The sequence below is a fragment of the Pseudomonas laurentiana genome, from assembly GCF_014648275.1.
GTDB lineage: Bacteria > Pseudomonadota > Gammaproteobacteria > Pseudomonadales > Pseudomonadaceae > Aquipseudomonas > Aquipseudomonas laurentiana.
The window spans coordinates 36594-50161 of sequence record NZ_BMQU01000025.1 but is presented as its reverse complement, the minus strand read 5'-3'; the positions used below and the strand labels follow the sequence as shown (position 1 = coordinate 50161).

14 protein-coding genes are annotated in these 13568 nt (G+C 58.0%); 10 read left to right on the top strand and 4 right to left on the bottom strand.

The window, feature by feature from the left end; genetic code table 11:
- The first annotated feature begins 90 nt into the window (after positions 1–90).
- From IE038_RS20910 to def, 3 genes are all read left to right on the top strand, one after another.
- Positions 91–873 (top strand): hypothetical protein, encoded by a 783-nt coding sequence (locus IE038_RS20910; protein WP_189396219.1) that lies wholly within the window; start codon positions 91–93, stop codon positions 871–873.
- A gap of 272 nt (positions 874–1145) precedes the next feature.
- The gene (locus tag IE038_RS20905) at positions 1146–2126 is read left to right on the top strand and encodes a YihY/virulence factor BrkB family protein (RefSeq protein WP_163939393.1); all 981 of its coding nucleotides are present in this window, start codon (positions 1146–1148) and stop codon (positions 2124–2126) included.
- On the top strand, positions 2116–2652 hold the full coding sequence (gene def / locus IE038_RS20900; protein ID WP_163939395.1) for a peptide deformylase: 537 nt from the start codon (positions 2116–2118) through the stop codon (positions 2650–2652). Before IE038_RS20905 ends, def begins: the two co-directional genes overlap by 11 nt.
- On the opposite strand, the gene IE038_RS20895 is transcribed toward def, so the two are convergent.
- A complete protein-coding gene (locus tag IE038_RS20895) occupies positions 2640–3056 on the bottom strand; it encodes a GNAT family N-acetyltransferase (RefSeq protein WP_229775710.1) in 417 nt (138 codons plus the stop codon). The two genes, def and IE038_RS20895, sit on opposite strands and share 13 nt — an antisense overlap.
- Positions 3057–3338: 282 nt before the next feature.
- On the opposite strand from IE038_RS20895, the gene IE038_RS20890 reads away from it, so the two are divergent.
- Positions 3339–3596: a DUF2790 domain-containing protein gene (locus IE038_RS20890; protein WP_163939398.1), complete on the top strand. Its 258-nt coding sequence runs from the start codon at positions 3339–3341 to the stop codon at positions 3594–3596.
- A 156-nt stretch (positions 3597–3752) separates the two neighbouring features.
- On the opposite strand, the gene IE038_RS20885 is transcribed toward IE038_RS20890, so the two are convergent.
- Entirely contained in the window at positions 3753–5126 is a 1374-nt protein-coding gene (locus IE038_RS20885; RefSeq protein WP_163939400.1) for an aminotransferase-like domain-containing protein, read from the bottom strand.
- A gap of 90 nt (positions 5127–5216) precedes the next feature.
- Here IE038_RS20885 and IE038_RS20880 point away from each other — a divergent pair, with 90 nt between their 5' ends.
- From IE038_RS20880 to IE038_RS20865, 4 genes are all read left to right on the top strand, one after another.
- On the top strand, positions 5217–6170 hold the full coding sequence (locus IE038_RS20880) for a threonine dehydratase (RefSeq protein WP_189396218.1): 954 nt from the start codon (positions 5217–5219) through the stop codon (positions 6168–6170).
- Positions 6171–6275: 105 nt separating this feature from the next.
- Complete coding sequence (locus IE038_RS20875; protein ID WP_189396217.1) at positions 6276–6929, top strand: LysE family translocator; 654 nt, start codon at positions 6276–6278, stop codon at positions 6927–6929.
- A 131-nt stretch (positions 6930–7060) separates the two neighbouring features.
- On the top strand, positions 7061–7549 hold the full coding sequence (locus tag IE038_RS20870) for a GyrI-like domain-containing protein (protein ID WP_189396216.1): 489 nt from the start codon (positions 7061–7063) through the stop codon (positions 7547–7549).
- Between the two features lie 99 nt (positions 7550–7648).
- Positions 7649–8140: an SRPBCC family protein gene (locus IE038_RS20865; RefSeq protein WP_163935441.1), complete on the top strand. Its 492-nt coding sequence runs from the start codon at positions 7649–7651 to the stop codon at positions 8138–8140.
- Between the two features lie 55 nt (positions 8141–8195).
- Here the strand turns inward: IE038_RS20865 and IE038_RS20860 are convergent, their stop codons facing one another.
- A complete protein-coding gene (locus IE038_RS20860) occupies positions 8196–8666 on the bottom strand; it encodes a MaoC family dehydratase (protein WP_163935438.1) in 471 nt (156 codons plus the stop codon).
- A gap of 35 nt (positions 8667–8701) precedes the next feature.
- The gene (locus tag IE038_RS20855) at positions 8702–9646 is read right to left on the bottom strand and encodes an alpha/beta hydrolase (protein ID WP_163935435.1); all 945 of its coding nucleotides are present in this window, start codon (positions 9644–9646) and stop codon (positions 8702–8704) included.
- Positions 9647–9868: 222 nt separating this feature from the next.
- Here IE038_RS20855 and fadD2 point away from each other — a divergent pair, with 222 nt between their 5' ends.
- Both fadD2 and fadD1 read left to right on the top strand, forming a co-directional pair.
- A complete protein-coding gene (gene fadD2 / locus IE038_RS20850; protein WP_163935432.1) occupies positions 9869–11557 on the top strand; it encodes a long-chain-fatty-acid--CoA ligase FadD2 in 1689 nt (562 codons plus the stop codon).
- 288 nt (positions 11558–11845) lie between these two features.
- On the top strand, positions 11846–13543 hold the full coding sequence (gene fadD1, locus IE038_RS20845) for a long-chain-fatty-acid--CoA ligase FadD1 (RefSeq protein WP_163935429.1): 1698 nt from the start codon (positions 11846–11848) through the stop codon (positions 13541–13543).
- The last annotated feature ends 25 nt before the right edge of the window (positions 13544–13568 follow it).

The window sequence follows — 13568 nt, the reverse complement described above, 5'->3', positions numbered from 1 at the left end:
GCATTTTTTGAAAAGCAGCTTCCAGAACTACCACGTAGCCTCCAGTCAGTTGAAAGGGCATAGGATTTCGATGCCAGAGAGGATGGCGAAATGAAGGTTTTAGAAGGTTCGTCTGGCGTGAAGTCCTTGTTGAATCACTTGGCCACGCCACGAAAACTCCCGCCACAACTGGCGTGGAAGTATGCAAGCGAACCAGAGCTGCTGGGATGGAGGATCAAGGCGCGAAACTATAATACGACCATAGCAAATGCCCTGCTGGTCTTGATGTTGGCGATAGTTTTGGGGCTTGCACTTTACCAGTATCACACGTCAGTGTTCGAGCCGGGCTTTTCGAAAGTATTGATTTATGTTTTGTTTTTCTTTTTTATATCGACGCCCGCAGTATGCATGACCCATCAGCGCATGAATTTCGCCTACCGCTTTACAGCATCTGGCGCTGAATTCTGTGAGTGGAAAAACTTTCCAGAGTGGACGCTGAGGTTCTTGACGTGTCTCGCGATTGTTTCGGCGATTCTCTTTGCCTGTATGGCAAGCCTCTACCGCGACGCTGGCTTTCTGATCTATGCCGTGATCGCACCCGCGAAAATGATGCTGTTGCGCGCCTCAATGAGCTCGAAAGCCTATCGCGACTTGCAGACAGAGTTTCATCACAGGACCTATGAGTGGTCTAGGTTTACGTTGGTGGTGTTCGATAAGAAGCAGGCGTTGGTCGGCTTGGAGTTTGGTTGGTATGACAACTATATGAATAAAGACTCTTTAAGTACCGCGCCGTTGTTTGCCAAACGCCGCGAGCTTGATCATTTGCTGGTCTTTTTCGAGGCGCAGCTTCCACATCTTCCGCGTGTCGCCCGGCCCATAGACCGGGCTGCTTGAGGCAGGTCCTTGTGGGCTTGCCAACGATGCAGGCGCCGCGTACTCAATGACACCCGTATCGACGCCATGACAGGCAAGCCTGCGTCCCACAGAGAGCGCACGGCAAGAAAAAATGGAACGTTGAGGGCGCAGTGTGGGTCAATGGGGCGATTGATCTCTTTGCAGTTGCGTTGTGCTGCCTGCCCGTTGCTCATTTAGACTAACGTGAGTTGATCACTGTTACCGCGCACAAGGATCCTGCCGATGACTGTCGAGCAGTGACAGGAGACACCATGATATTTCCCGACTTGCGCGGCTTGCCGCTTCACCAGGTACTGGTGCGAACGGTCCGTGAGTTTCTCAATGACGAGATGTCCACCTATGCGTCGGCACTGGCTTACCAGATGCTGTTTTCGCTGTTCCCGTTTCTGCTGTTCCTGATTGCATTGATCGGTTTCCTGCATCTGCCGGACTTTTTCTCCTGGTTGCGCCTGCAGTCTGAGCTGGTGCTGCCGCCGCAGGCGCTGGAGCAGGTCAACCCGGTGATAGACCAGTTGCAGCAGTCCAAGGGGGGCTTGCTCTCCATTGGTATTGTTGTTGCGCTGTGGACGGCATCGGCCGGTGTGCGGTTGATGATGAGTGCGATGAACGCGGCCTATGATGTGGTTGAGCAACGGCCGATCTGGAAGCGTTTTCCGTTGTCGATCATCTATACCGTGGGCATTGCCGGTATGTTGCTGGCTGCGGCAGCCTTCATGGTGCTGGGGCCGCAGGTGATGGCCTGGGTTGCGTCGCAGGTGGGGATGGAGGACTTCATCGTCACGCTCTGGATGGTGCTGCGCTGGCCGGCCATTGTCATTTTGTTGATGGTGGCGGTGGCGTTGATCTATTTCGTCATGCCGGATGTGAAGCAGACGTTCCGCCTTATCACTCCAGGATCGGTGCTGGCGGTGGTGGTGTGGATTGTTGCCTCCTTGGGCTTTGGCTACTACGTCAAGACCTTTGCCGACTACAACGCCATGTACGGCAGTATCGGTGCGATCATTGTGTTGTTGCTGTACTTCTATATCTCGGCGGCGGTGTTGCTGTTGGGGGCGGAGATGAACGCGGTGATCGACCATATGTGCGAGGAGCGAAGTGCACTTGGCAGAAAGGCGTTTAGCAATGACGATCACAGCCATGATAAGAAGCATGTTTCCGGACTTGGGCGCGATCATTCGCTCCAGCCCGAATCCGATCCCGAACCGTTGAGTCGAACGTCCCATGATTCGTGAAATCCTGAAAATGGGCGATGAGCGCCTGTTGCGTATTGCGCCACCCGTGCCATCCCACCTGTATGGCAGTGTTGAGCTGGAGCAGTTGATCGCTGACATGTTCGAGACCATGCACCATGTTGGCGGTGTCGGTCTGGCCGCTCCACAGATCGGTGTTGACCTGCAGTTGGTCATCTTTGGCTTCGAGCGCAGCGAGCGCTACCCGGATGCCGAAGCCGTGCCGCAGACCATTCTGCTCAACCCGGTGATTACGCCGTTGGGTACAGAAGTCGAGGATGGCTGGGAAGGCTGTCTGTCGGTGCCGGGGCTGCGGGGCGTGGTACCGCGTTACACGCGCATCAGTTATGAAGGGGTTGACCCTCAGGGCATACCGATCCAGCGAGTGGCTGAGGGTTTCCATGCCCGCGTGGTACAGCACGAGTGTGACCACCTGATTGGTCGGCTGTATCCCTCACGTATTCACGACTTCGCCAAGTTCGGTTACACCGAGGTGTTGTTTCCAGGCCTGGTCGATCAGGACGATTGAGGCCTAACCATCGCCAGCAAGGGTTTGCTGCGTTGATAGCGCGCCAGGCGATCAGCCAGCGTGGCAGGCAGTGTGCTGGCTGACGCAAACCCCAGTCGGCTGTAGAACGCCTGCAGGTCAGGATGACAGAACAGCCAGACGCAGCCTTCCTCGTGGCGGATTGCCGTTGCTATAAGGCATCGTGCAATGCCCTGTGCACGCGATTGCTCATCTACCAGTAATCCGGTTAACCAACTGCCACCGGGGACTTCCGTGAGGTTAAGCGCGGCGATGATCTGAGGTGCGCGCGCTACCCAGTGCTGTCCTCCGGGCGCTGCACGCATTGATGAACCCTGGCTTTTATAGAATTTATTTAGCAGTGGCTGCTCGAGGGGTGGCAGCAGGCAGTAGTGGATCTGAGGCACGATGGGCTTCCACGCAAGGCTCTATCTCGCGGTTTTACACCAGCGTGGGCGGTCCGTCGAGCCTTGCAAAGGGCCATTATTGTTACGGAAACGGTAATAGTGATTGTACGGCTTCGTGATTTAACGACTGAAGTTGCGCTGTAAACTAAGCATATCCCAAACAGAATAGTTAATCGGGATCGGTACTTCGTGTTACATCAACGCGTGATGTAGCAACTTCTCCCCGCCAGTCCGGCGCATGAAGTGAATCTGTTCGTTTGATTGCTTTGCAGGCCAACTAACATGAAAAAATTACTTGCATTCGCCCTGATCGGTTTTTCTACAATTGCTCTGGCCGATGAGGTTGAAACCGCAGCCGCACAACCTGTTGCCGCGCAGTATGACTACTCGCAAAACCTCGATATTGCTAAGGTTATCAGCCTGTCGACCCTGCCTAATGTGTGTGAAGTGGTTCCAGCAACCATGACCTATGAAGACCATCAAGGCCAGCGTCACACCATCGAATACCGCGCCATGGGCGATGGTTGCAGCAACGGTTAATATACGGGTTTAGATGTTTTCAAACCCCCGCAGCAGCGGGGGTTTTGTTTTATCAGGGGTATAAATAACCGTGCGGGTACTGTTGGGCCAGGATGTTTGATCCGCTTTTTTAATTAAGCGCGTGCTCAGTCAGTACACCATTCTTTTGTGGGGTTATTACTGGGCGTGGGCTAATTGACTGGCGGCTTGCGCGGGGTGCGCCAGCACCTGTGCAATACGTTCCAGTGCCTGTTTGAGTTCTGCCCGGTCAGCCGCTGCCGAAAGGCTGACACGAATAGCCGGTAGATCCCCCTGTTTGACCGCAAAGACTTCTGCTGGCACAACGTCCACGGCTTCGGCACGACAGGCTGCCGCGAGCACTGCACCAGGGCGTTGCCCGGTGAGCCATAGATGGGGTGAAGGGGGGCAGCCCTCTTGCAGTGCTGTGCCGAGGATCTTGCGGGCCAGGCGCCAACGCTGTGTGATTTCCTTGCGCTGCCAGGCTAGACGCCGTTCGGCGGTACCGTCGGTTATCCAGCGGTTGGCAATCTGCACAGTGAGTGGCGATACAGACCAGTGGGTTGCTTGGGTATGGGGGTCTATCCGTTGCAGCAGTGCGGCATCGGCCGCAATCCAGCCCAGGCGCAGCCCGGCGCCGACGGTCTTTGACAGGCTGGTCACCAATACACCCTGTTGGCCCAGCAAGGGGAAAAGCGGCGGGTTATCTGTGAGCGCACCGTAGACATCGTCTTCAATCACCAACAGCCCATGTTGCCTGACCACGGCTGCGATCTCACGTTGCCGCTCTGCGGATGGACAACTGCCGGTGGGGTTGTGCAGGGTCGGTGTCAACACCAGCACGCGGGCACCGGTGGCACGCGCCATGCGTTCCAGATCGTCCGGGCGGATACCGTGCAGGTCCAGCGCAACACCGTGCAAAGGAAGGCGCAACTGGCGACAAGCCGCCTTGATACCGGGGGCCGTAAGGGCTTCGACCAACACGGGGTCGCCGGCCTGGCACAGCGACAGCAGCAGGCTGAACAAGCCTTGTTGGGCCCCAGCGCAGAGCAGCACCTGTTGCGGCGAGAGGTTTAAACCGCGGTTTCTTAGCCAGGTAGCGCCCAGTGCGCGCCCCAACTGAAGTTCATCGGCGGTCAGGTAGTGTTCCAGACGGCGGGCCTGATTGTTGTTGATCAGAGCCTGCAGTGCAGTATCGACGTCGCGGTTGTGTATATCGATGGCCGGCACGTTGGTCGACAGGTCGATGCGTGCCGGTTTGCCCTGCTTCAGGCAAAACAGCGTGGCCTCCTTGCTGCCAGCCAATACGTACGTGCCGCGGCCAACCTCGCCACTGACCAGATGGCGGGCGGCTGCTTCGCGATACGCCTGTTGGGTCGTGCTGGGGTTGAGGCCCAACGCCCAGGCCAGCCGCCGTTGTGGTGGCAGGCGCTCTCCGACTTTGAGTTCTCCGCGTTCGATAGCTTCGGCAATGGCGTCGACCAAGGCGAGGTAGCGCGGTTGAGCGGAATGGGGCAGAAGCGGTGTCCACATTTATTGTTGGCCATGCAATATAAGGTTTTACCCATACAATGCGTGATGCCTAAGATCGGGTCAAACCCTGAACCCGAGAAGGTGACTGTCATGTTTGATTTACCGGCCCTGCGCGATGCCGCTCGTTTGGTTCGCGCCAGCATTCCTGCCACGCCTCAGTATGCCTGGCCTCGTCTGGCCGAGCGCTTGGGCTGTGAGGTGTGGGTCAAGCATGAGAACCATGCGCCGACAGGGGCATTCAAGGTTCGGGGTGGCCTGCTTTACGTCCAGTCACTGTTGGCGGCTTCTCCTCATGTTCGGGGGTTGGTCACGGCCACCCGTGGTAATCATGGGCAAAGCCTGGCGCTGGCTGCACGTCAGGCCGGACTGCCGATCACTATCGTCGTACCGGAGGGTAACTCGCGGGAAAAGAACGCTGCGATGCGTGCCTTGGGTGCCCAGTTGATCGAGTTCGGCCAGGACTTCGATCAGGCCCGTAGTGAGGCGGCCAGGCTGGCAAAGGTACAAGGTCATGAGTTGGTGCCGGCGTTTCATCCAGAGCTGATTCGCGGTGTCGCCACCTATGCGCTGGAGCTGTTTGAGGGCGTGGGTGAACTGGATTGTGTCTATGTCCCCATCGGCATGGGGTCGGGGATTTGTGCGTTGATTCGTACCCGCGATCTGCTGGGCTTGCGAACCGAGATTGTCGGTGTGGTGTCAACGCGTGCCGATGCCTTTGCCCAGAGCTTCGAGCAAGGCCGTATCGTTACCACTGAGCGCGCGGATACGTTCGCCGATGGCATGGCTTGTCGTATGCCGCAGCCCGAAGCGTTTGAAATTGTGCGTGCGGGTGCTGCACGCATTGTGCGGGTCAGCGACGAGGAAATTGCCGCGGCGATGCGGGTTTTCCATGAGGACACGCACAATACGGCCGAAGGCGCCGGGGCCGCAGGCCTTGCGGCGTTGGTGCAGGAGCGGGAGCGGCAGCAAGGACGCAAGGTGGCAGTGATTCTCAGTGGTGCGAATGTCGACCGTGAACGCTATGCGCAGGTGCTGGCAGGTTAAGTGGGTGTTCCCGCGACGTCCCTGGGCAGGTAATTTCTCCCAACACGCAATCCATACAAAAGGGTTTAATGAGCGTTTGTTTGCGAAGCCTATCAGGGACGGTTCATGCCTTTTTCCAATGGATTTCTTTTGAGTTTGTCGTTGTGTCTGGACATCGGTGTGGCCAACATCGCCATGATCACCCTGGCCATGCGCCGTGGATTTTTTCAGGGGTTCTGCCTGGGGCTGGGAACCTGTATCGGCGATCTGTTGTACGCCGTGGCCGCGCTGGCGGGCATGACGGTACTGTTGCAGTACACGGCGGTACGTTGGGTGTTGTGGGTGGGTGGTTCGCTGTTGCTGGTGTGGTTTGCCGTTCGGATGCTGATCACTGCCCTGCGCGGTGACGCGCACTTGAATACCAGTGATGAGGTGATCGTGGAGTCACCGTGGCGTGAGTTCATGCGCGGTGTATTCCTGGCCATGTCCTCACCCAGCGCGATTCTCTGGTTCGCTGCGGTAGGGGGTGTGCTCATCTCGCGCTCTGGCGGTGGCAGCTTGCTGCAAGCCGGTGTTTTCCTTGCCGGGTTCTTCGCTGCCGGGGTGCTTTGGAGCTTGTCGTTGTGCCTGGTCGCCAGCCACGGTGGGCGCTTGCTTGGCGACCGTTTGCTGACCTGGTCTTACCTGGCCTCGGCAGGGATCTTCTGCTACTTCGCCGTGTATGTGATCGTTTCCGGTTACCGCGAGTTTATCCTGGCGATGCCGACAACTGGCCTGTGAGCCAGCCAACAGGTACTGGGGCTGGTTTCCCGGAACGGACAATCGGGCTACGCTAGCCAAGAGGCATGGCCCGCTGCAACAGAGGGCAGCGGCCATCGCCTGCAATGCTCATCCTGTATCGAGGGACCTGTATGTCGACCCTGAAGGATGCCGGGTTCGCACCGGCGCGCTATGAAAATGGTCGTGCGTTCACCATTGCCGGGTTTGGTGAGCGGTACACCCAGCAGACCTTGCAGAACATTCCGGCACTGTGGCAACGCTTTGCCAGCCATATCGGCAAGGTGCCCGGGCAGGTCGGGCACGACACCTATGGCCTATGCTGCAATCCTGATAGTGAGGGTGGTTTCGAGTACATCGCCGGGGTCGAAGTGACGAGTACCGGGGCGCTGACGCAGCCTTTTTGCTGGCACACCTTGGCACCACAGCACTATGCGGTATTTGAGCACCGGGGGGCGATATCCGGTATCGGCCGGACGTTCGAGCGGATCTGGAAGGAGTGGTTGCCAGGTTCGGGCGAGGAGGCTGCCGATGCACCGGGGTTCGAGCGTTACGGCAAGGATTTCGATCCGGACAGCAATAACAGTGTGGTTGAAATCTGGCTACCACTGAAAACCCGGTAATCGACGCGTTCTGGGGGGCATTTTCGCTGAATGGGTGGCCCGCATGGCCGTCTGTTCAGCACGTGAGTTTCAACCTTGATTGCTGAGGAGAACAACACGATGAGCCCCCTCACACCTGATCCGGGCAGGGTGCAGCACGAGCTGTCGCTGACACGCCTGATCGATGCGCCGCGTACCAAGGTGTTCCGTGCCTGGACGGAGCCTGCATTGTTGAGTCAGTGGTGGGGGCCGCATGGCATGACCACACCGCTGTGTGAGATGCAGCTGTGGCCCGGTGGTCTGTTTCGCACGGTCATGTGTACCCCGGATGGCATGGAGTATCCCAGCCAAGGGGTGTTCCTGGAGATCGTTGCGCCCGAGCGGATTGTCTTTACCGATGCCTTTGGCCCTGCTTGGGTGCCATCGGCCAAGGCGTTCATGACGGCGGTGGTGACCTTTGATGACCTCCACGGCAGGACGCTGTACACGGCCCGTGCGTGGCACTGGACGGCTGCAGATTGTCAGGCCCATGACGACATGGGGTTTCATCGGGGGTGGGGAGAAAGTGTCGAACGCCTGGTGGCGCTGGTGACCGAACAGATGCCGGATTAACCCCGCCCGCCAGAACGGCGCATTACCGCGCACCGCCCTGACGAGTGTACAACGCTTAACCGATGGTGATTGGTGGCGGGCTCACCAGGTCCACGGTCTGCTGTTTGCGTGGTGCGAGGATTTCCGCCACACCGTCCACCACCAGTTCTTCGTTCTGGTTGAATACGCGGGTGGCGATGCGCACCTTGAACTTCGGCAACTTCTCGAGAATTTCCAGGCGAACGGTCAAGGTATCGCCAAACTTCACCGGTTTCTGGAAGGTCATCTGTTGACCCAGGTAAATCGTACCCGGGCCGGGCAACTCGCAGGCGACAGCAGCGCTGATCAGTGCGCCACTGAACATGCCGTGGGCAATACGTTCCTTGAACATGCTCTTGGCGGCGAACGCTGCATCCAGATGCACCGGGTTGTGATCGCCGGACATGGCGGCGAACAGCTGGATATCACGTTCTTCGACGGTCTTGCTGAAGCTGGCGGTCTGGCCGACTTCGAGGGCTTCGTAAGGCGTGTTGGTGACCTGGGTCATTAAGGGTGATTCCTTCAGGTTCGACAAGGTAGCGGTTATTCACAGCGAGGGGGGCGGCCAAGGGCCAGGGCCCGCTCGAGCCAGTCAATAACTGTAGCTGTAACCTCATCGCGGTTGGTTTCGTTGAACAGCTCATGCCGGGCTTGCGGATACAGTTGCAGCTGCACGTGCTGGTTGCCGGCCAGACGCAAAGCACCTGCCAGATCTTTGAGACGCTTGCCGGCACTGACCGGATCACATTCGCCACCCATGATCAGAATTGGCAGGTTCGGATCGATCTGGGCGAGGTTGTTCAACTGGCTGATCTGCTCCAACCCCATGAGCAGGTCGATCCACAGACGATTGCTGCAGCGAAAGCCGCACAACGGGTCGGCGAGGTACTTGTCGACCTCTACAGGGTCGCGGCTAAGCCAGTCGAAGGCGGTACGATTGGGCTTAAAGGCGTTGTTGAAGGTGCCGAATGACAGCCATTCGATCAGCGCGCTACGGCCAACCGGGCCTTGGCGCCAGGACTCAAAGCGCGCGATCAGGCAGGCTGCACGGTACAGCGCTGGTGGATGGAAGTTGGAACCACTGAGAATCGCCCCCTGCAGGCTTGCACTGTGGTGCAGCAGATAGGCTTGGGCGATGTAGCTGCCCATGCTGTGACCGAGCAGAAACACCGGTGTGCCGGGGTACTGTTGGCCAATGTGCTGATTGAGCAGCCCGAGGTCATTGACCACCTTGCTCCAACCGTCGTGTTGCGAGAACAGCCCCCGCGTACCCAGCTCAGCCGTTCGTCCGTGCCCGCGTTGGTCATGGGCGTAGAGGGCGAAGCCGGCGGCGCTCAGCGCCTCGCCCAGGCGCTGGTAGCGGCCAGCATGCTCAGCCATGCCATGGGCCAGCATCACCACTGCCTTGGCTGGGCCTTTCGGCAGCCACTGGTAAACATAGAGGCTGCAGTGATCGCTGGCCGGTAGCCAGAAGGCGTCATGGGGCATGGCGGTTCCTTTTACGCTTATCGCGTGATCTGCTCAGTGTATATCCCAACCGGAGGGGCGATTGGCCACGGGCCGCAGGATTCACATCCTTAGTTACAGAGCTTGTCAGATATGCCGCCTGTGGCGTGTTTGCCGTCAGGGGCATACCTGCTAACGTCGGCAAAGCACCGTTGTCTGGAGACGAGACGGTCCGGAACGGCTCAGGTATGAGGACAAGAATAAATGCAAGCTGATTTCTGGAATGACAAACGCCCTGCGGGGGTTCCCTCGCACATCGACATGAGTGCCTACAAATCGGTCATTGAGGTGTTCGAGCGCTCATGCAAGCGATTTGCTGACCGCCCGGCATTCAGCAACCTCGGGGTGACGTTGACCTACGCCGAGCTTGATCGCCACTCGGCAGCCTTTGCTGCCTACTTGCAACAGCATACCGACCTGGTCCCCGGTGATCGCATCGCGGTACAGATGCCCAACGTGCTGCAGTACCCCATTGCGGTATTTGGTGCCCTGCGTGCAGGGCTGATCGTGGTCAATACCAACCCGCTGTACACCGCCCGCGAAATGCGCCATCAGTTCAAGGACTCAGGTGCCCGTGCCCTGGTCTACCTGAACATGTTCGGTAAATTGGTTCAGGAGGTGCTGCCCGATACAGAGATCGAGTTTCTGATCGAAGCGAAGATGGGCGACCTGTTGCCGACGGCCAAGGGGTGGCTGGTCAACACGATTGTCTCCACGGTCAAGAAAATGGTCCCGCCGTACCAATTGCCGCAAGCTGTGCCGTTCAAACGCGCCATGAGGCAGGGCCAGGGTCATGCCTTGAAGCCTGTGTCATTGGGCCTGGACGATGTTGCCGTGCTGCAATACACCGGTGGTACCACGGGCCTGGCCAAGGGCGCGATGCTGACCCATGGCAACCTGGTGGCGAACATGCTGCAGGTGCTGGCGTGTTTTTCCCAGCTTGGCCCGGATGGCCAGAAGATGATCAAGGATGGCCAGGAGGTGATGATCGCGCCGTTGCCGCTTTATCACATCTATGCATTCACCGCGAATTGCATGTGCATGATGGTGACTGGCAACCATAACGTGTTGATCACCAATCCGCGTGATATTGGCGGTTTTATCAACGAACTGAAGAAGTGGCGCTTCTCTGGTTTGCTGGGGCTTAACACGCTGTTCGTTGCACTGATGGAGCACCCGGCGTTCAAGACGCTCGATTTCTCTGCATTGAAGGTCACCAACTCGGGCGGTACGGCCTTGGTCAAGGCCACGGCGGAGCGCTGGGAGAGCCTGACGGGCTGCCGCATCGTCGAAGGTTACGGCTTGACCGAAACCTCACCGGTGGCCAGTACCAACCCTTACGGTCAGCAGGCACGCCTGGGGACTGTGGGTATTCCGGTGCCGGGAACGGCCTTCAAGGTGATCGATGACGATGGTCATGAGATGCCGTTGGGCGAGCGTGGCGAGCTGTGTATCAAGGGGCCGCAGGTCATGAAAGGCTATTGGCAGCATCCAGAGGCTACGGCTGAAACGCTGGATGCCGAGGGATGGCTGAAGACGGGGGATATCGCAGTGATCGACCCGGATGGCTTCACCCGGATCGTCGATCGCAAGAAAGACATGATCATTGTCTCTGGCTTCAATGTGTACCCAAACGAAATCGAAGATGTGGTCATGGCGCATCCGAAGGTGGCCAACTGCGCAGCCATTGGCGTACCGGACGAGCGTTCCGGCGAGGCCGTAAAGCTGTTCGTGGTGCCGCGCGAACAGGGCATCAGCCTGGAAGAGCTCAAGGCCTACTGCAAGGCCAACTTCACGGGTTACAAGGTGCCCAAGCACATCGTGTTGCGCGAGTCGTTACCGATGACGGCGGTGGGCAAGATCCTGCGCCGCGAACTGCGTGACATCGCGTGACGTGATGAACATCGTCGGCAATGCAAGCCTCTTGCAAGCGATGCGTGCCGACGATGTGACAGGAACAAAACCGCAGTCGTAGACTAATTACTCTAAAAGTGACTATTGAAAGTATATAAGTCACTTTTGTGACTGTTTGGGCTGCTTTAGCCCTAGGCGGGCCTTGGCAAAGCTGCTACTCTCGGCGCGCTTCAGAGCATTCGGTTTGCAATAAACCCGAACTTAATATCAATAATAATCGCATCGACTGCGGTGAAGAATTCGCTGGTGCTGGAGGAGTGGGCTTCCATGATCGAGAACTTTTGGAAGGATAAGTACCCAACCGGGATTGCCGCGCAGATCAATCCGGATGAGTACCCGAATATCCAGGCGGTATTGAAGCAGTCCTGCCAACGTTTCGCTGATAAACCGGCCTTTAGCAACTTGGGCAAAACCTTGACCTACGGTGAGTTGTACGAACTCTCCGGGGCTTTTGCCGCCTGGTTGCAGCAGCACACTGATTTGCAGCCCGGCGATCGTATCGCGGTGCAGTTGCCCAACGTATTGCAGTACCCCGTTGCAGTGTTCGGTGCCATGCGGGCCGGCCTGATCGTGGTCAATACCAACCCGTTGTACACCGCGCGGGAAATGGAACATCAGTTCAATGATTCCGGCGCCAAGGCGCTGGTCTGTTTGGCCAACATGGCGCACCTGGCGGAAAAGGTAGTGCCCAAGACTCAGGTCAAACACGTAATTGTCACCGAAGTTGCCGATCTGTTGCCACCGCTCAAGCGCTTGCTGATCAACAGCGTCATCAAGTATGTGAAAAAGATGGTGCCGGCATATCACCTGCCCAAGGCGGTCAAGTTCAATGATGTCTTGAGCAAGGGCCGTGGTCAGCCGATCAAGGAAGCCAATCCGGCCAGCTCCGATGTTGCGGTACTGCAGTACACCGGCGGCACCACCGGGGTGGCCAAGGGCGCCATGCTCACCCACCGCAACCTGGTGGCCAACATGCTGCAGTGCCGGGCGCTGATGGGCTCCAACCTCAATGAAGGCTGCGAGATCCTGATTACGCCGCTGCCGCTTTATCACATCTATGCCTTCACCTTCCATTGCATGGCGATGATGCTGATTGGCAGCCACAACATCCTGATCAGCAACCCGCGTGACTTGCCGGCCATGGTCAAGGAGCTGTCGAAGTGGAAGTTCAGCGGCTTTGTCGGTTTGAACACCCTGTTCGTGGCCCTGTGCAACAACGCCGACTTCCGCAAGCTGGATTTCTCGGCGCTGAAGATCACCCTGTCAGGAGGCATGGCGTTGCAGATGTCGGTTGCCGAACGCTGGAGAGACGTCACAGGCTGTGCCATCTGTGAAGGTTATGGCATGACCGAAACCAGCCCGGTAGCTGCCGTCAACCCGGCTGAGCGCAACCAGATCGGTACCATCGGCATTCCGGTGCCTTCGACACTCTGCAAAGTGATCGATGATGACGGACGTGAGCTGGCGCTGGGCGAAGTGGGCGAGCTGTGCATCAAGGGCCCGCAAGTCATGAAGGGCTACTGGCAGCGTGAGGACGCGACGGCCGAGATCCTCGATGCCGATGGCTGGCTCAAGACTGGCGACATCGCCGTGATTCAGGCGGACGGTTACATGCGCATCGTCGACCGCAAGAAAGACATGATTCTGGTGTCCGGCTTCAACGTCTATCCGAATGAGCTTGAGGATGTACTGGCTGCACTGCCGGGTGTGCTGCAGTGTGCGGCAATCGGCGTACCGGATGAAAAGTCCGGTGAAGTGATCAAGCTGTTCATCGTTGCCCGTCCTGGTGTCACGCTGACCAAGGAGCAGGTCATGGAGCACATGCGCGCCAATGTCACGGGTTACAAGGTGCCGCGCTTCATCGAGTTTCGTGATGCACTGCCGACCACCAACGTTGGCAAGATCCTGCGCCGCGAACTGCGCGATGAAGAACTGAAGAAACTGGGCCTGAAGAAGATTGCCTGAGGCACACGCGCCGGCTCCTGACGGA

Bases quoted from the DNA above. Each gene is read 5' to 3' on its own strand.
- fadD1 (WP_163935429.1), top strand. From the start codon at position 11,846: ATGATCGAGAACTTTTGGAAGGATAAGTACCCAACCGGGATTGCCGCG.
- IE038_RS20860 (WP_163935438.1), bottom strand. From the start codon at position 8,666: ATGACCCAGGTCACCAACACGCCTTACGAAGCCCTCGAAGTCGGCCAG.
- IE038_RS20890 (WP_163939398.1), top strand. From the start codon at position 3,339: ATGAAAAAATTACTTGCATTCGCCCTGATCGGTTTTTCTACAATTGCT.
- IE038_RS20875 (WP_189396217.1), top strand. From the start codon at position 6,276: ATGCCTTTTTCCAATGGATTTCTTTTGAGTTTGTCGTTGTGTCTGGAC.
- IE038_RS20865 (WP_163935441.1), top strand. From the start codon at position 7,649: ATGAGCCCCCTCACACCTGATCCGGGCAGGGTGCAGCACGAGCTGTCG.
- IE038_RS20910 (WP_189396219.1), top strand. From the start codon at position 91: ATGAAGGTTTTAGAAGGTTCGTCTGGCGTGAAGTCCTTGTTGAATCAC.
- fadD2 (WP_163935432.1), top strand. From the start codon at position 9,869: ATGCAAGCTGATTTCTGGAATGACAAACGCCCTGCGGGGGTTCCCTCG.
- IE038_RS20870 (WP_189396216.1), top strand. From the start codon at position 7,061: ATGTCGACCCTGAAGGATGCCGGGTTCGCACCGGCGCGCTATGAAAAT.
- IE038_RS20880 (WP_189396218.1), top strand. From the start codon at position 5,217: ATGTTTGATTTACCGGCCCTGCGCGATGCCGCTCGTTTGGTTCGCGCC.
- IE038_RS20905 (WP_163939393.1), top strand. From the start codon at position 1,146: ATGATATTTCCCGACTTGCGCGGCTTGCCGCTTCACCAGGTACTGGTG.
- IE038_RS20885 (WP_163939400.1), bottom strand. From the start codon at position 5,126: ATGTGGACACCGCTTCTGCCCCATTCCGCTCAACCGCGCTACCTCGCC.
- def (WP_163939395.1), top strand. From the start codon at position 2,116: ATGATTCGTGAAATCCTGAAAATGGGCGATGAGCGCCTGTTGCGTATT.
- IE038_RS20855 (WP_163935435.1), bottom strand. From the start codon at position 9,646: ATGCCCCATGACGCCTTCTGGCTACCGGCCAGCGATCACTGCAGCCTC.